The sequence below is a fragment of the Vicinamibacteria bacterium genome, from assembly GCA_035570235.1.
Lineage (GTDB): Bacteria > Acidobacteriota > Vicinamibacteria > Fen-336 > Fen-336 > DATMML01.
On record DATMML010000107.1, the window covers coordinates 39554 to 56650 of the forward strand.

General features: G+C 70.4%; 13 protein-coding genes. 6 read left to right on the top strand and 7 right to left on the bottom strand.

From position 1 onward, the window contains the following. Positions 1 to 12 precede the first annotated feature (12 nt). Genes VN461_20305 through VN461_20315 form a run of 3 tightly spaced genes read right to left on the bottom strand, consistent with a single transcriptional unit; the run spans position 13 to position 3234 of the window. Positions 13 to 594 (bottom strand): hypothetical protein, encoded by a 582-nt coding sequence (locus VN461_20305; GenBank protein ID HXB57118.1) that lies wholly within the window; start codon positions 592 to 594, stop codon positions 13 to 15. A gap of 19 nt (positions 595 to 613) precedes the next feature. Further along, on the bottom strand, positions 614 to 2767 hold the full coding sequence (locus tag VN461_20310) for a xanthine dehydrogenase family protein molybdopterin-binding subunit (protein HXB57119.1): 2154 nt from the start codon (positions 2765 to 2767) through the stop codon (positions 614 to 616). Further along, on the bottom strand, positions 2764 to 3234 hold the full coding sequence (locus VN461_20315) for a (2Fe-2S)-binding protein (protein HXB57120.1): 471 nt from the start codon (positions 3232 to 3234) through the stop codon (positions 2764 to 2766). The genes VN461_20310 and VN461_20315 overlap by 4 nt, the downstream gene beginning before the upstream one ends. An 88-nt stretch (positions 3235 to 3322) precedes the next feature. Here VN461_20315 and VN461_20320 point away from each other — a divergent pair, with 88 nt between their 5' ends. The 3 genes from VN461_20320 to VN461_20330 all read left to right on the top strand — a co-directional run bounded on the left by VN461_20320 (position 3323) and on the right by VN461_20330 (position 5975). Beyond that, positions 3323 to 3727: a helix-turn-helix domain-containing protein gene (locus VN461_20320; GenBank protein HXB57121.1), complete on the top strand. Its 405-nt coding sequence runs from the start codon at positions 3323 to 3325 to the stop codon at positions 3725 to 3727. A 93-nt stretch (positions 3728 to 3820) separates the two neighbouring features. Beyond that, the gene (gatB, locus tag VN461_20325; protein ID HXB57122.1) at positions 3821 to 5302 is read left to right on the top strand and encodes an Asp-tRNA(Asn)/Glu-tRNA(Gln) amidotransferase subunit GatB; all 1482 of its coding nucleotides are present in this window, start codon (positions 3821 to 3823) and stop codon (positions 5300 to 5302) included. A gap of 85 nt (positions 5303 to 5387) precedes the next feature. Continuing rightward, complete coding sequence (locus VN461_20330) at positions 5388 to 5975, top strand: DUF2911 domain-containing protein (protein ID HXB57123.1); 588 nt, start codon at positions 5388 to 5390, stop codon at positions 5973 to 5975. Between the two features lie 128 nt (positions 5976 to 6103). Here VN461_20330 and VN461_20335 read toward each other — a convergent pair whose 3' ends face one another. After that, positions 6104 to 7732: a methylmalonyl-CoA mutase family protein gene (locus tag VN461_20335; protein HXB57124.1), complete on the bottom strand. Its 1629-nt coding sequence runs from the start codon at positions 7730 to 7732 to the stop codon at positions 6104 to 6106. Positions 7733 to 7833: 101 nt separating this feature from the next. On the opposite strand from VN461_20335, the gene VN461_20340 reads away from it, so the two are divergent. Then, positions 7834 to 8136 (top strand): hypothetical protein, encoded by a 303-nt coding sequence (locus VN461_20340; GenBank protein ID HXB57125.1) that lies wholly within the window; start codon positions 7834 to 7836, stop codon positions 8134 to 8136. 34 nt (positions 8137 to 8170) lie between these two features. Here VN461_20340 and eno read toward each other — a convergent pair whose 3' ends face one another. The 3 genes from eno to VN461_20355 form a co-directional block, all read right to left on the bottom strand. Continuing rightward, a complete protein-coding gene (eno, locus tag VN461_20345) occupies positions 8171 to 9457 on the bottom strand; it encodes a phosphopyruvate hydratase (protein ID HXB57126.1) in 1287 nt (428 codons plus the stop codon). 47 nt (positions 9458 to 9504) lie between these two features. Next, the gene (gene glgC / locus VN461_20350; protein HXB57127.1) at positions 9505 to 10752 is read right to left on the bottom strand and encodes a glucose-1-phosphate adenylyltransferase; all 1248 of its coding nucleotides are present in this window, start codon (positions 10750 to 10752) and stop codon (positions 9505 to 9507) included. A 73-nt stretch (positions 10753 to 10825) separates the two neighbouring features. Further along, a complete protein-coding gene (locus VN461_20355) occupies positions 10826 to 11458 on the bottom strand; it encodes a cyclase family protein (protein HXB57128.1) in 633 nt (210 codons plus the stop codon). Positions 11459 to 11694: 236 nt separating this feature from the next. Here VN461_20355 and VN461_20360 point away from each other — a divergent pair, with 236 nt between their 5' ends. Together VN461_20360 and VN461_20365 are read left to right on the top strand one after the other, a co-directional pair. Beyond that, on the top strand, positions 11695 to 15906 hold the full coding sequence (locus VN461_20360) for a hypothetical protein (protein HXB57129.1): 4212 nt from the start codon (positions 11695 to 11697) through the stop codon (positions 15904 to 15906). Positions 15907 to 16012: 106 nt separating this feature from the next. After that, positions 16013 to 17097 (top strand): TonB-dependent receptor (locus VN461_20365; protein HXB57130.1); only part of this gene is annotated, 1085 nt, incomplete at its 3' end.

Below are 17097 nucleotides of genomic sequence, written 5' to 3' on the forward strand. Positions count from 1 at the left end.
CATCCGGTCAGATCAGGGGGGGCAGGCCGCGCCCTGGTCCGCCCAGGCCTTCACGTGGGCGGCGAAGGCAGCGCGGGCGCCGGGGGCGGGGGCGCGCCCTTCGCCGGGAGCCCATCCCCAGCCCACGAGCGGATCCTTGGTCACGTGGAGCACGATCTGCCCGAGATCCTTTCCCCCGTTTTGTGCCGGATCCTTGAGCTGACGGCAGAGCTCGCCCGGCTTAAGGCCCTCGAAGACCATCCGCATGGCGGGGGGCGGGAGGTGCCAATTCGGGGCGCCCGGCGGCATGTGAGCCCCCGCGAGGTTTTCGGTCTGGTGGCAGGCCGCGCACTTGACGGCGTACTGGCCGAGGCCAGCCGGCCCCCGCTTCACGCGCTGGGCGTGGGGGGAGCCGGAATCTCCCTGGAGGGGCTGGTCGCCCCGGGGATGGCAGTTGACGCAGCGCGGGTGAGCGAAGACGGGATAGGCCTCGAGGAATGCCTGGCGCGAGGCCTGGGCGGCGGCGTCTTGGGGAACGGTCTCCAAGACCACCCCGTCGGCGCGAGCGAGAGCGAAGAGCGAGGACGCCGCCATCAGGAAGAGGGGGGGCTTCATCGGCTCATCCTCCTTGGGCTCAGGCGCGAAGGTCTTGGGGACGGATGGGCAGGCGCCTCACCCGCTTCCCCGTGGCCGCAAAGAGGGCGTTGGCGACCGCGGGCGCGACGGGGGGCACGCCCGGTTCGCCGAGCCCGCCCGGCTTCTCGCGGCTCGGCATGATGTGGACCTCGACCCTCGGCATCTCATAGAGGCGGAGGAGGGGGTAATCGTGGAAGTTGCTCTGCTGCACGCGCCCGCGCTCTAAGGTGATCTCGCCGTGCAGGGCGGCGGAGAGCCCGAAGGTCACGGCGCCCTCGATCTGGGCCGCGATCGTATCGGGGTTCACGATCTTGCCGCAGTCGACGGCGCAGACGACGCGATGGACCTTGACCTCCCCCCCTTCGAACGATGCCTCCGCGACCTGGGCCACAAAGCTCCCGAACGACTCGTGGACGGCCAGACCCCGGCCGTGCCCCTTCGGCAGGGGGCTTCCCCAACCCGCTTCCTGCGCCGCCCGCTCGAGGACGCCTAGGTGACGCGGGTGATCTTTGAGCAGGGGTCGCCGGAACGCGAGGGGGTCGCGGCCGGCGGCGTGGGCCAGCTCGTCCATGAAGGACTCGACCACGAAGGCGGTGTGGGAGTGGCCGACGGAGCGCCACCAGAGCACGGGCACCCCGACCGTGGGGCTGTGCAGCTCCACGAGAAGGTTCGGGATCGAGTAGGGGATGTCGGCCGCGCCCTCCACCGAAGTGTCGTCGATCCCGTCCTTGACCATGACCTTCTCGAAGGGCGTGCCGGTGAGGATGGACTGGCCCACCAGCCGGTGATGCCAGGCCACGGGAGCGCCGGAGGCGTCGATGCCGCCCTCGATCCGGTCGTACCACATCGGCCGGTAATACCCGCCCCGGATATCGTCCTCCCTTGTCCAGACCACCTTGACGGGCTGTCTCACCGCCTTCGCCACCTCGACGGCCTCGACCACGAAGTCCGACACCGGGTTTGCCCGCCGCCCGAAACCGCCTCCCAGGAGGGTGGTGTGGATCTGGACCTGGTCGGGCTCGAGGCCGGCCGCCTTGGCCGCTGCCGCCCGGTCCACGGTCTGCATCTGCGTCCCCGTCCAGATCTCGCAGCTCGCGGGGCGGAGGTCCACCACGCAGTTGAGGGGCTCCATGGTCGCGTGCGCGAGGTAGGGCACCTCGTACTCGGCGGAGACCTTGGTCTTGGCTCCCTCGAGGCCGGCGATGTCGCCCAGGGCCTTGGCCCGACGGCCGGGCGTCTTCGCCAAGGCTGCGTACTGCTCCCGGAGCCCGGCCGTGGAGAGGGCGGCGTTCGCCCCCTCGTCCCATTCGATCTCGAGGGCGGCGCGCCCTTTCTTGGCCGGCCAGAACCCGGTGGCCACCACCGCCACCCCCGTCGGCACCTGGACCACGTCCTTGACGCCGGGCACGGCCCTCGCCCGGGCCGCGTTCACGCGGAGGGCTCGCGCCCCGAAGACGGGGGGCCGGGCAATGAGAACTGTTTGCAGCCCGGGGAGCCTCACGTCCAGGCCGAAGACCGCGGAGCCGTCGACCTTGGAGGGCGAATCGAGGCGCCTCGTGGGCTTGCCGACCAGCTTGAACGCGCTCTCGTCCTTGAGGGTGACCGCGGTCGGGAGGGGGAGCCTCTCCGCCGCCTCCGCCAGCTCGCCGTAGGGCAGGCGCCGGCCGCTGGGGGTGTGGATCACGAAGCTGTTCTCGGCCCGGCAGGACGCGGCCTCCACCCCCCACCTCTGGGCGGCGGCCGTCACCAGCATCTGCCGCGCGGTGGCCCCGACCTTTTGGAGCTGGTCCCAGGACGACCACACGCTGGTGCTGCCCCCCGTGAGCTGCATGCCGTAGGCGGTATGGTTGTAGGCGGGCGCCACCGGGGCCGACTCCACGCGGACCTTGCTCCAGTCGCACTCCAGCTGCTCGGCGATGAGCATGGCGAGGGCGGTGTAGATGCCCTGGCCCATTTCCGACTTGCCGATGATGAAGGTCACGCTCCCGTCGGGCCGGATCCGGATGAAAGCGTTGGGGGGATAAGGTACCGGGCCCTCCTCGGCCTGGGCGCGACCGCCCCCGGGGCCGGGGAGCCAGAAGCCGAGGATCAGGCCGCCGCCGGTGGCCGCGGAGGCCTTGAGGAAGGCGCGGCGGGGAAGTTGCGCCCTCACGGCCGGCCTCCCTTCGCGAGCTCGCCCGCCGCCCGATGGATCGCCCTCCGGATCCGGGGGTAGGTGCCGCAGCGGCAGAGGTTGCCGCTCATGGCGTCGTCGATGTCGCCGTCGGTCGGCCGGGGGTTCTCGGCGAGGAGGCAAGCGGCCGCCATCACCTGGCCGGACTGGCAGTACCCGCACTGCGGCACGTCCTCCGCCAGCCAGGCTTCCTGGACCACGTGCCGCGTCCCGTGCCCGAGCCCCTCGATGGTGAGCACCTTCTTCCCGGGCACCGCCGAGACCGGGGTCACGCACGAGCGGATGGCGTTGCCATCCACGTGCACCGTGCAGGCCCCGCAGAGGGCCATGCCGCAGCCGTACTTGGTGCCGGTAAGGCCCAGCTCGTCCCGGAGAACCCAAAGGAGAGGGGTGTCGGGCTCCACGTCGACCGTCCGCTCCATGCCGTTGACGTTCAGCTGGATCATGGGCCCTCCCGTTGCCCGCGAGTATGGTTCCGCGACCACCGACAGACAAGTACGTACTTTCTGGTAACCTACGCCCCGGAGGGTGACCATGACCCCGAGCCCAAACCCCGCTTGCGTCCTCGATGCGGACTGTCCGTCTCGCCAATTCCTCGCCCGCCTGGCCGACAAGTGGAGCGTGCTCGTGATCTACGCCCTCGAGGACGGCCCGCAGCGGAATGGCGAGCTCCAGAGGATGATCGGGGGGATCTCGCAGAAGATGCTGACCCAGACCCTGCGCAACCTGGAACGGGACGGCCTCGTGGCCCGCAAGGTCCACGCCGTGGTCCCGCCCCGGGTGGACTACGCGCTGACTTCTCTGGGGCGGTCCCTGGTCCGGCCCCTCGCCGTCTTTTGTGAGTGGGCGGAGCGCCACCTCCCCCAGATGATGGCCGCCCGCCTACGCTACGCCCCGAAGAAGCCGCTGCCGGAGAGGGTCGCGGTCCAGGGACGCTAGGTTCGGGGGCGGGAAGGGACGCCTCCCGCCGGCCCGGGAAGGAGGTCCGCGACGGCCGGCCGGCGCGGGCGATGATGCTAAAATCTCCGTCCCATGGCGACCGCGACCGCGAGCAAGGGGGGGATCCTCACCGCCTACGAGCCCGTCATCGGCCTCGAGGTCCACTGCCAGCTCCTCACCCGCACCAAGCTCTTCTGCTCCTGCCCCAACCATTTCGGCGACGAACCCAACACCAACGTCTGCCCGGTCTGCCTGGGCCTGCCGGGGGCCCTGCCCGTCCTCTCCCGACACGCCATCACCCTCGCCCTGCGGGCGGCCCTCGCCACCGGATGCACTCTCCACGAGACCTCGATCTTCGCGCGCAAGAACTACTTCTATCCCGACCTCCCCAAGGGCTACCAGATCTCCCAGTACGAGCGCCCGCTGGCCACGGAGGGTCACGTAGAGATCCCGGGGGGCGGCGCCTTCCGCCGCGTGCGCGTGCAGCGCATCCACGTGGAGGAGGACGCGGGCAAGCTCCTCCACGAGGGCTTCCCCTGGTCGACGGAGAAGAGCGGGGTCGACTTCAACCGCAGCGGCATCCCCTTGATCGAGATCGTGTCCCATCCCGACATGCGCAGCGCGGAGGAAGCCCACGACTACCTGACCGCGCTCAAGGCCCTTCTTCTCTACGCGGAGGTGTCCGACTGCAACATGGAGGAGGGCTCTCTGCGCTGCGACGCCAACGTCTCCGTGCGGCGGCGGGGCACGGAGCCCTTCGGCACCCGCACCGAGATCAAGAACCTGAACTCCTTCCGGAACGTGGCCCGGGCCATCGACTACGAGGTGGCGCGCCAGGTGGCGGTGGTGGAGGCGGGGCAGAAGGTGGTGCAGGAGACCCGGCTCTGGAACGCCGACCGGTCCGAGACCGCGTCCATGCGCTCCAAGGAGGAGGCCCACGACTACCGCTACTTCCCGGAGCCGGACCTGCCGCCCCTCGTGGTGGGCCGGGATTGGATCGAGGAGGTGCGGCGCTCCCTCCCCGAGCTGCCCGCGGACAAGCGGCGCCGCTTCGTGGCCGCCTACGGCATCCCGGACTATGACGCGGGGGTCCTGACCCTCTCCCGGGAGGTGGCCGACTACTACGAGGAGGTGGCGCGGGAAAGCGGCAGCGCCAAGGCCGCCTCCAACTGGGTGATGACGGAGGTCCTGCGCAAGCTGAAGGACGACGAGCGGCCCCTGGCCGCCTGTCCGGTCCGGCCCGGTCAGCTGGCGCAAATGATCCAGCTCATCGACGCGGGGACGATCAGCGGGAAGACCGCCAAGGACGTTTTCGAGAAGATGTGGTCCACGGGCGAGGGGGCGAAGCAAATCGTGGAGCGCGAGGGCCTCCTCCAGGTCTCCGACGAAACGGCCATCGAGACCGCCGTCGCGGAGGTCATGGCGGCCAGCCCGGTCCAGGTCGAGACGTACCGGAAGGGCAAGACCAACACTCTCGGTTGGTTCGTGGGCCAGGTCATGAAGAAGACAGGGGGCCGGGCCAACCCCCAGGTCGTCAACGCCCTGCTCAAGAAAGCGCTGGAGAGGAAGCCTTGAGGGGGGAACTTCGACCGCGCAATCTCGTACGTAGGCAGGGGCTTTATGTCTCGCCGTTCAACCCGTTGTTAGAGGAGCTCTCGACATGCACGTTCGCTTTGTAGCCGTGGCGGCCGCTCTCGGATTGAGCACGGTCGCTTTCGCGCAGTCCCCGAACCCGCGCGGCGTGGCTAGCGCCCCGTTGGGCGGCAAGACGGTCACGATCGAATACGGCCGCCCCGCCCTCAAAGGGCGCAACCTGGACCAGCTGCTGGGCGAGCTCCCCGCCGACCGCATTTGGAGGGCGGGCGAGAACCAGGTGACGACGTTCACCACGGAGACGGACGTCCTCGTCGGCGGCAAGAAAGTGCCGGCGGGCAAGTACACCCTATACGTCTACGCCCCCGCCACCGGCGACTGGGCCCTCGTCCTCAGCCGCGACCCCGGGCAGCCCCTCGGCCAGATCTGGGACAAGGCCCCCGCGGAGCTGAAGAATGCTCCCTGGCCTCACTACCGGGACTACCAGAAGAGCATCGCGGACAAGGAGGTCGTGCGGGCAGCCATGAAGCCGAGCCCGGCCGCGACCCCCGCGGACCTGTTCACGATCACGCTCAAGCCGACCCCGGACGGCGCCGGCCTCACCCTCGCCTGGGGCGAGAAGACCTGGTCGCTGGACCTGAAGGCCGCGAAGTAGACGAGTGGCGGGCCGGAGGCGGACCGCGCCTCCGGCCGCCGCGAACTCGCGCCATCAAGGCCGGGTTCATCCCCGGGCTCGCAAGGGAATAGGGACAAGAACGACGCCCCCTCCGGGGGGGGCAGGCCTTAGAGGACCAGGGCCTCGCGGTGCTCCCCGAACACCTCGCGCAGACGGCCCGCCACCTCTCCCACCGTGGCCCCGGCCAGGACGGCATCGATGATGGCGGGTACCAGGTTTTCCCCTGAGCGCGCGCGGTCGGCGAGGACGCCGAGGGCGGCCTTCCACGGGCCGGACGCACGGCGGGCCCGGAGGGCGCGCAGTCGCTCTACCTGCTCGCGCTCCAAGGCGGGATCGATGCGCAGGAGGACGGCCCCCGTCTCCTCGCCCTCCTCAAGGAACCGGTTCAGGCCCACGATCACGCGCTCCCCGGACTCGACTTCCTTCTGGAAGCGGTAGGCCGACTCCTGGATCGCGCGCTGGATCTCCCCCTGCTCGATGGCCCGGAGGGCCCCGCCTCTGGCTTCGATGCCTTCCAGGAGACGAAGGGCCTCCCGCTCCAAGGCCTCGGTGGCCGCCTCCACCGCGTAGGCGCCGCCCAGGGGATCCACGGTATCGGCCACCCCCGACTCGAAGGCGATGACCTGCTGGGTGCGCAGAGCCAGGCGGGCCGAGGCCTCCGTGGGCAGGGCCAGGGCCTCGTCCTTGCCGTTGGTGTGGAGGCTCTGGCAGCCGCCGAGCACCGCGGCCAGCGCCTCTAGGGCCACCCGCACCACGTTGTTGTCCGGCTGCTGGGCGGTCAAGGTCACGCCCCCCGTCTGGACGTGGAAGCGCAGCTGCTGGGCCTTGGGGTTCTTGACCGCGAAGCGTTCCTTCATGAGCCGGGCCCAAAGCCTTCGCGCGGCGCGGAACTTCGCGACCTCTTCGATGAAGTCGGAATGGCAGGCGAAGAAGAAGGAGAGGCGCTCTCCGAAACGGTCGGGGTCGAGGCCGGACCGCTGCGCCGCCCGCACGTACTCGAGGGCGTCGGCGAAAGTGAACGCGATCTCCTGGGGCGCGGTCGCCCCCGCCTCCCGGATGTGGTAGCCAGAGATGGAGATGGGGTTCCAGCGGGGCACGTGCTGGGCGCAGTAGGCGATGACGTCCGTGACCAGCCGCAGGGAGGGGGCGGGGGGATAGATGTAGGTGCCGCGCGCCGCGTACTCCTTGAGGATGTCGTTCTGCACGGTGCCGGAGAGGGCGGCGTCGGGGATCCCCCGCCGGCGGGCCACCGCGATGTATAGGGAGAGCAGGATGGCGGCGGTGGCATTGATGGTCATGGAGGTTGAGATGCGGTCGAGGGGGATCCCCGCGAACAGGGTCTCCATGTCCTCCAGGCTGTCGATGGCCACGCCCACCCGGCCCACCTCTCCCGCCGCCTGGGGGTCGTCGGAGTCGTAGCCGATCTGGGTGGGCAGATCGAAGGCCACGGAAAGCCCGGTGGTGCCGCTCTCCAGCAGGTAGCGGTAGCGGCGGTTCGACTCCGCCGCCGTCCCGAAGCCCGCGTACTGGCGCATGGTCCAGAGTCGGCCGCGGTAGCCGGCGGGGTGGAGGCCGCGGGTGAACGGAAACTGCCCCGGTTCTCCGATCGCGGTCTTTGGATCGGGCACGTCGCCGGGGCCGTACGCCGCGGCGCGGGGGAGCTCAGAGGCCGTCTGGTACGCGCGCGGCCTCTCTTCCCCCGGGCGGGGCGGGGCGGGTGACGCGGGCCTGGCCATGAGTCTTCACGTTAGCACAGGAGGCCGGGCCCGGGCAGCGTCCCACGCTTCCCGCTTGACAGCGCTGGTTGCCTCTCCGCATAATTTCGTAAGTGGCACAGATGGACCCGACAAGCGGCGAGGACGTCAAGCGGATGGTGCAGGAAATCGGCGCCACCATCCAGCGAACCCTGTCCGAGTCCTCGCAGATCGCCCACTGCCTGCACCGGATCAAGGCCGAGGGCTACGATGTCTCCCTGGTCCTCGAGGCCACCATCGGCTTCAACAAGACGGGAAGCCGGGAGAGCGCGGAGGTCTCCACCTTCGACTTCCGGGTGGAGAAGACCGAGCCCGCTCCCCTCAAAATGACGCCCCTCGACAAGAAGTTCCTCCGCTCGCTCAAGATCACGGTCGAAGAAGAGTAAAGCGGGCGCGGGCGCGCGCGCCCTCCTCCGGGGTCTAGCTTCGCGGGTTGATGGCCCCGCGCCCTGCGAACCGGGCCATGGGCCCGAGCTCCTCTTCGATGCGCAGGAGCTGGTTGTACTTGGCCATGCGGTCGGTGCGGGAGGCGGAGCCGGTCTTGATCTGGCCGCAGCTCGTGGCCACGGCCAGGTCGGCGATGGTGGTGTCCTCGGTCTCGCCGCTGCGGTGGCTCATCATGCAGGTGTATCCGGCGCGGCCGGCCAGGGCCATGCAGTCCAGGGTCTCGGTCAGAGTGCCGATCTGGTTCACCTTCACGAGCACCGCGTTGGCGAGCCCCTCCGCGATCCCTTGGGCCAGGATCTTCGGGTTGGTGACGAAGAGATCGTCCCCCACCAGCTGGATCTTGGCGCCGAGCGCCTTGGTCAGGGCCCGCCACCCCTCCCGATCTTTCTCACCCAGGCCGTCCTCGATGGAGACGATGGGGTAGGACTTGACCCACTTCTCGTACATGGCCACCATCTGATCCGAGGTCTTGGTCCCGCCCCCGGACTTCCTGAAGACGTACTTCTTCCCCTCGTGAAACTCGCTGGCCGCGGGGTCCAGGGCGAGCGAGACCTCTTTCCCCGGCGCGTAGCCGGCGGCGCGGATGGCATCCAAGATGGTCTCCAGGGCCTCCTCGTTCGACTTGAGGTCGGGGGCGAAGCCGCCCTCGTCCCCCACCGCCGTGCTGTAGCCTTTCTTCTTGAGAATGGACTTCAGGTGGTGGAAGACCTCGACCCCCGCGCGCAGCGCCTCCGCGAAGGAGGGGGCGCTGTGGGGGACGATCATGAACTCCTGGGGGTCGAGCTTGTTGTCGGCGTGGACTCCCCCGTTGATGATGTTCATGAAGGGCACGGGCAGGGTGCGGGCTCCGAGCCCGCCCACGTAGCGGTAGAGGGGAACCCCCGTGGCCTCGGCCGCCGCCTTGGCCACGGCCAGGGAGACGGCGAGGATGGCGTTGGCCCCCAGTCGCTTCTTGGTCTCGGTGCCGTCCAGCTCGATCATGAGCTGGTCGATCAGGGCTTGATCGAGGGCGTCCTCCCCGATGACCTGGCCGGAGAGGGCGTCGTTGACCGCCGCCACCGCCTTCTGCACGCCCTTGCCGAGGTAGCGCTTCCGGTTCCCGTCGCGCAGCTCCACCGCCTCCCGCTCCCCGGTGGAGGCCCCCGAAGGCACCGCGGCGCGGCCCAGGGCCCCTCCCTCGAGCACCACCTCCACCTCTACGGTGGGATTGCCCCGGCTATCCAGGATCTCGCGCGCGAAGACGGAATCGATGTTGGTCATGGCTCACTCCCTCGGTCTTCGCGTCCCGTCTTGGGGCTCCTTGAAACCTAGCCCCGGAGGGCGGGGTCCACGAGGATGTCCTCGCCCGGGGTCACCACCACCACCCCGCCCTCGGAGACCGTGTGGCGACGGCGATCCTCGGCCGGATCGTAGCCGATGATGGCCCCCTTGGGCACCTCCACGTTGCGGTCGATGATGGCGCGGCGCATCCGGGAGTTGCGGTGGACGATCGCGTTGGGGAGAAGGATGGAGTCCTGGATGTCGCAGTAGGAGTGCACGCGGACGTTGGTGGAGAGGATCGAGCGCTGCACCTCGCTCCCGGAGATGATGCAGCCCATGGAGACCATGGAGTCCGTGGCCCGCCCGCGGCGGCCGTCCTGGGAGAAGACGAACTTGGCGGGCGGGAACTGGGGCTGGTAGGTGCGCATCGGCCAGTCCGGGTCGTAGAGGTTGAAGATGGGATCGACCTGGATCAGGTCCATGGAGGCCTCGTAGTAGGCGTCGAGGGTCCCCACGTCCCGCCAGTACTTCGCCTCCTTCTTGTTCTCGTCCCAGAAGAGGTAGGCGTAGACGCGCTCGCCCCCTCCCATCAGCTTGGGGATGATGTCGCGCCCGAAATCGTGGCTGGTGTCCTCCTCGGCGTCCCGGGTCAGCTCCCGCACGAGGACGTCGGTGTCGAAGATGTAGATCCCCATGGAGCCGAGGCAGAAGCCGGCGTTGTGGGGAAGGGAGGGGGCGTTCTCCGGCTTCTCCTGGAAGCCGGTCACCCGGTTGTCCTCGTCCACCTCCAGGACTCCGAAGCGACTCGCGGCCGCCTGCGGCACTTCGATGGCGGCCACGGTCAGGCAGGCCCCGCGAGCGATGTGGACGTCCAGCATCTTGCCGTAGTCCATCTTGTAGATGTGGTCGCCGGAGAGGACGATCACCCAGCGCGGACTCTCCCGTTCCAGCGAGTACAGGTTCTGGTAGACGGCGTCGGCCGTGCCCAAGTACCAGTGCTCGCCCACCCGCTTCTGGGGGGGCAGGATCTCCACGAACTCCCCCAGTTCGCGGTTCACCACATTCCAGCCCATACGCACGTGGCGGTTCAGGCTCTGGGCCTTGTACTGGGTGGCGATGAAGATCTTGCGGAGGCCGGAGTTGATGCAGTTGGAGAGGGTGAAGTCGATGATTCGGTAGGGGCCGCCGAAGGGCACCGCCGGCTTGGCCCGGTCCCGGGTCAGCGGATAGAGGCGCTCCCCCGCTCCCCCGGCCAGGAGCACCGCCACCACGTCGCGGAGGAGAAGGACGTTCATAGGCCTGCCGCCGGCCTCGCACCCCCCGTCCCCTTCGCGGCCCCCCGCCCCCACCGGCGGTCGAGGCGGTCGCTCACAGGCGCGTCCGGAGGATGACCCGCGCGGGCGAGCCGTCGCCGCCGACGATCCGCAGGGGAAGGCACGCCATCTCGTATTCGCCCGCGGGCACCTCCGAGAGGTCGAGGCCCTCCACGATGACCACCCCCGCCCCCAGCAGGACCTGGTGGACCGGAAAATCGGCGGCCCCCGAGCGGTCGAGGGAGAGGTAGTCGAACCCGACGAGCTTAATCCCGGCCTGGGCGAGATAGAGGGCGGCGTCCCGGGAGAGGTAGACGTGGTCCTCCTGGAAGGCGGGCTGGCGCAGCTGCCCCGACATCCGCGTCTTTAGGAGGACCCGAATATCGTCCCGCAGGTCCTGGGCCTCCAGGTCCGCCCGCTCGATCCTCTCCCGCACCGAGAGCTCGACCACTCGCGCCTTGCCCATCAGGATCTCGAGGGGAAGCCGGTCCACCGCGTCCCCGTCGATCAGGAAGTGATAAGGGGCGTCGACGTGGGTCCCGGAGTGGGTCCCGATCACGATCCGGGCCGCGTTGAAGGGATCGCCCTTCGCGAGCTCGTGCGTGAACTCGAGCTCGAAGCGGGCATCGCCCGGATAGGTGGGGCCCTCGCGCACGAGGGGCACGGTCACGTCGAAGATCCTGTTCATGGGTATCCCGGAAGGAGACCACGGCTTTATAGCACACGAGAGCGCTCCCTTGCCATGAAGCGCGCGTACCCTTTTGCGCCGAGGCGGTGCTCAAGACGTCTTCGAAACGCTCGACGCCCCGACGCTTCTCGGACTGCGGTGCGGGCGCGAGGGGAGCCCGGTCCGCCGCCTCGGGAAGTGGAATAACCCCAACCCCCGCATGGTAGGCTCCACGTCACTCTCTGTCGGGAGGCCTCATGAGACGCGTGGTCCTGGCCTTTTTCGCGGCCGCCCTCTACTTCCCGGCCGGCGCCGGCGCCCAGCCCCTCCCCGAGCGTGACGTTCCGCCCGCGCTCCGGCCCTGGGTGGCCTGGATCCGGGACGAGGTTCCCGACCGCGCCTGTCCGGTCGTGCAAGGGACGGCGCTGTGCCTCTGGCCCGGACGGCTCGATTTGGTGCTCGGCGCTCCTGGGGGAACCTTCAAGCTCGAGGCCTACGCCGACCGCGCGCTCGATCTGCGCCTGCCCGGCGACGCCCAGCGCTGGCCACAGGACGTGCGTTTGGATGGCCGCCCGGCCGTGGTGGCCGTGTCGGAGGGCGGCCCCGCGGTCCGCTTGACGGCGGGCGCCCACCGTCTGGAGGGTCGCTTCGCCTGGAGCCACCTGCCCGACTCCCTGCCCGTCCCACCGCGACTGGCGCTGGTCGACCTCAGCGTGGATGGGCGCTCCGTGGCCCTGCCGCGGCGGGACGAGGCGGGGCTCGTGTGGCTCCGGGCGGGGGGCGAGTCGGCGGGCAAGGCGGAGAGCTTGCGCGTGCAGGCCTTCCGCCGCATCGTCGACGGTATCCCGCTCTGGGCGGAGACGCGCCTCCAGCTCGAGGTCTCGGGCAAGGCCCGCGAGGTCGAGCTCCGAGGCGCCCTCCTCCCCGGCTCCGTCCCCGTGGCCGTGAGCGGCGATCTCCCCGCACGCCTGGACGCTTCCGGACGCCTTCACGTACAGCTTCGAGCGGGCACCTTCGCGGTCGCCGTTCTCGCCCGCTTGGAGAATCGACCCCAGACCCTGACGCCCCCCCCGGTCTTCGAGCCCTGGCCGGCGCGGGAGGTGTGGGTCTTTGCCGCCGACGAGAGGCTGCGACAAGTCGAGCTCTCGGGGCTCGCGCCCGTGGACTCCTCGCGCACCGACCTCCCCGCCGAGTGGCGCAAGCTCCCCGCTTTCGCGGTGGAGGCGGGCGCCCGGCTCACGCTGAAGGAGGTCCGGCGGGGCGAGCCGGTGCCCCCGCCCGACCGCATAAGGCTCCACCGGGAGCTCTGGCTGGACCTGGCGGGGGGGGCCTTCACCGTGCGCGACAACTTCTCGGGCGCCCTCTCGCGGACGTGGCGGCTCGACCTGCAGCGGCCGGGGGAGTTGGGGCGGGCCGCCCTGGACAGGACCGACCAGCTCATCACGTCGAACCCGACGACCCAAGCCCCGGGGCTCGAGCTCCGCCGCGGCGCCTTGAACCTGGAAGCGGACTCGCGAGTTCCCCGCTCTGGACGGCTGCTCGCGGTGGGGTGGTCGGCCGACGTCGAGCGGCTGGAAGGAACCCTGCACCTCCCGCCCGGCTGGTGGCTGCTGGCCGCCACCGGTGTCGATGAAGCCCCCGGGGCCTGGGCCGCGCGCTGGACGCTGCTCGGCTTCTTCTTCGTCCTCATCGTGGCCTTGGCCACGGGCCGGATCTTTGGCCGGGGCTGGGGTGTCGTCGCCCTGCTGGCCATGACCCTGACCTATGCGGAGCCGGAAGCTCCGTTCCTCGTGTGGCTCAGCCTGCTGGGCGCCACCGCCCTCTCCGCGGTCGCGCCCGCGGGGCGGTTGGCGGGCGTCTCTCGCCTCTGGCGCGCGGTGAGCGTCCTGGCCCTCCTCCTCTGCCTCATCCCTTTCCTGCGTGACCAGGTGAGGGAGGCGCTCTATCCGCAGGTGGGGAGGGGCGAGGGCATCCCGGATTTCTTCGTCGCCGGCTCCCACGCCGCTCGCGCACCCGCCGCGCCGCCCCCCGCCAACCAGGCCCCCATGACGCCCGAAGCCGCCGACAAATTGAAAGCCCTCGGATACGTCACCGAGGAGGGAATCGAAGGTGGGGTGGCCGGCGGTGTCGTGGGGGGCAAGCTCGGAGGCCTGGCGCGAACGAGGAAGAGCGCCGACGAGAAGACGATCGCCAAAGACGAGGCGGAGCCGCGCGCGAAGGCGGGCCGTCAATACGCTTCTTCCCTGAACGTCGCCCTCGAGCAGGACCCGCGGGCCGTCCTCCAGACCGGACCGGGAGTGCCGAGTTGGTCGTGGCGGAGCTATCCCCTCGCGTGGTCCGGGCCCGTGAAGGGCGACCAGACCGTGCGCCTCTTCCTGATCTCCTCCGGCCTGAACCGGCTGATCACGTTCCTCCGCCTGTTGCTCGTCCTTCTTCTTGCCGGGCGGCTCTTGGTGGGCGGGGGGCTTCGGCTCTCGGCCGGCGCGCCCGCGGCGCTCATGCTCGCTCTGCTTGCCCTGACCCCCACGCCCGCCGGCGCCCAAGAAGGCGGCGCCTTTCCCGACCGCGCCCTCCTCGAAGAGCTGAAGCGCCGTTTGACCCGTCCCGAGCCCTGCCAGCCCAACTGCATCTCCACCTCGTCGCTGCGCCTGCGCCTCGCGGAAGGGGGGCTCTCCTTCGAGGCCGAGGTCCACGCCGCCGACGCGGGGGCCTGGGCCATTCCCGGCCCCCCGACGAGCTGGGCCCCGAGCCGGGTCCGCGTGGACAATCAGCCCACGAGCGCCCTCGCCCGCCTGGATGACGGCTTCCTCTATGTGCGGGTCTCGCCCGGGGTCCATCGTCTCGAGGTCGCGGGGCCAGCCCCTCCCGCGGACACCCTCACCTTGCAGCTCCGCGACCGCCCCCAGCAGGCGAGCGCGGACGCACCGGGGTGGGAGATCGCGGGCCTGCGCAGGGACGGCCCGCCGGACATCTCCATCCAGCTCAGCCGTCGTCTTCGCGCGGGCGAGCACGCGCGCGAGGAGGCCGGCCAGTATGCCCCCTGGCTCGAGATCAAGCGCACGCTCAGCCTGGGCCTGACCTGGCGCGTCCGGACCGAGGTTCATCGGGTGAGCCAGACCGGCTCCCCCGTCTCCCTGAGCATCCCGCTCCTCCGCGGCGAGGCGCCGCTCGAGGCCGACCTCGAGACCAAGGATGGTGTCGCCCGTGTCGCTCTCGGTCGCGACCAGGCCGAGGCGGGCTGGTCCTCCACCCTGCCCTTGAGCGACGCCCTCAGCCTGAAAGCGCCCGAGGGCCAGCCCTGGTCCGAAGTCTGGCAGCTGGAGTGCGGTGTGATCTGGCAGTGCGAGGCCGATGGGCTCCCTCCGGTGAGCCGGGAGAGCCAGGGCGTGCTGGCTCCCGAGTTCCGCCCCTGGCCCGGCGAGTCCCTCACGCTCCGCTTCCGCCGCCCGCAGGCGGTGGCGGGCCCGACCGTCACCGTGGATTCCCTCCGCATCGACACGACCCCGGGCGGGCGCCTGAGCACGACCGTTCTCACCTTGGCCGTACGCGCCAGCCGCGAGGAGTCTTTCGTGCTCACCATCCCCCCCGACGCCGAGGTCCAGGAGGTCACGGTCGGCGGTACGGCCCGGCCCGGTAAGCCCGACCAGGCCGGCCTGCGTCTCACCGTGCCCGCGGGCACGCAGGCTGTGATCGTGAAATGGCGCGAGCCGCGGGGCATGAGCCTCTATCACCGTGTCCCCGCGGTTGGCTTGCCCCTCCCCGCGGTCAACGTCGAGACCACGCTGCATCTGCCCGACAACCGGTGGCTCCTCTACGCGCGGGGGCCCGCATGGGGCCCCGCCGTGCTCTTTTGGAGCTACTTGGGCTTCGCGCTCCTCGTGGCCTTCTGCCTCGGCCTCTTCGCGGAGAGCCCGCTCGGGGTCGGGCAGTGGCTGCTCTTGGCCCTGGGCCTCACCCAGACGTCAGCCCTGGGCGGGGTTTTGGTGGCCGGTTTGTTCGTCGCGCTTTCCTGGCGCGCGCGGCAGCCCAGATCATCGGCCCTGGCCCACGATGCCCTCCAGGTCCTGCTCGCGGTCTGGGTGGCGGCGGCGCTCGTCCTGCTCTACGACGTCGTTCAGACGGGACTCTTGCTGCGGCCCGACATGCAGGTCGCGGGGGCGGGGAGCACCAACACCGTCCTGCGCTGGTACACGGACCGCATCGACCACACCAGCCCTTCCGCCGGCGTCTTGAGCCTGCCCCTTTGGACTTACCGAGGCCTGATGCTGGCCTGGGCGCTTTGGCTGGCCAAAAGCCTCTTGCGCTGGGGCGCTTGGGCCTGGCGAGCCTTGGCCGCGGGCGGCTGGTGGCGGCCCCTGTCGCGCCCACGTCGGAAGGCCGCGGCCGCCCCGGACGCCGCGCCCGCCTCCCCTCCTTCCGGCCCGCCGGCTTCGGGGGGGCCCGTGGAGAGCGGGGCAAAGGGGCTGTGATCGACTCATCGGGCCACAACATGAGCAGATCGTGTGTTTACTCTCTATACGCTCGCAAAATCGCAGTTGACAGGGGGAACTCAGCCTGTTAGCTTCGAGGGACACGATGGGATCCCTCTCCGCAGCACGGATGCGTGCGGCGATCCTCCACCATCGGGGGGCCGCAGCACTCCTTGCCCTCCTTTTCACTGATGTGGCCTTCGCCGCCGAGGGCGGCGGAGTCGTGGGCTGGGTCGAGAACACCCAAGGGGCTCCCGTGGCGGGAGCGGTGATCTCGGTTTTCGGGAAGGGGATGCGGGGCGGCGGCCTCGTGACCCTCTCCGACAGCGCGGGCTGGTTCACGCTGCCCGCCCTTCCCGCGGGCTCCTACCGGCTGCGCGCGCTCGGCCCCGGCCACCTGCCCGCGCCCGCGCGCGAGGTCACGGTTCTCCCCGACCGGGACTCCCTGTTCACGCTCAGCCTCACCCCCATCGGCGAGAAGCCGGGGCCCGAGCGGGAGTCGGCGACCGCGGACATGATCAGCGACATCGTCGCCCTGCGCGAATGGCGATGGCTGCTCCGCCACAAGCGCCGCTCGGTGCTGGAGGAGCGCAACGAAGAGCCACCGCTGGGCGTGATGACCGTGACGAGCGTGACGCCGGTCGAGCCGAAGCTCCTGGAGCGCGCCGTCTCCTGGCTGCCAGAGCTGGCGGGGACGGTGGAGCTCGTGGCCAGCCCCGCCACCCTGGGGCCGGACGCCCTGGGCATGGAGGGGACGCCCACCGGCCTGGGCGTCTTGCGGCTGCAGGGCCGCCTGGCCAGCGGGGGCCGGTGGAGCGTGGGCGGTCTCGTCGCCGATCGCGAGACCACGACCTGGCGGATGGCCGCGGAGTTCGTCCTCGAGCCCAGCTCGGCGCACGAGGTGCAGACGGGAGCCGGATACGGGAGCCGCTGCCTGCGTCCCTTGCTCGCCACCGACGACACGGGCAGCCTGGACGTCCGCAACGCGGGCGCGATCTTCGTGAAGGACCGGTGGCGGGCCACGGATCGGCTGACCACCACCGTGGGCGCGCGCTACTCCTTCATCGGCTTCCTGCAGGACAGCAACCACCTGGACCCCCTGGTGGCCGTGGAGTTCCAGGCCGATCGCCACACCCAGGTCCGGGGCTCGTGGTCCGCGCACACGCTCGCCCCGGGCGGGGACCTGCTCAC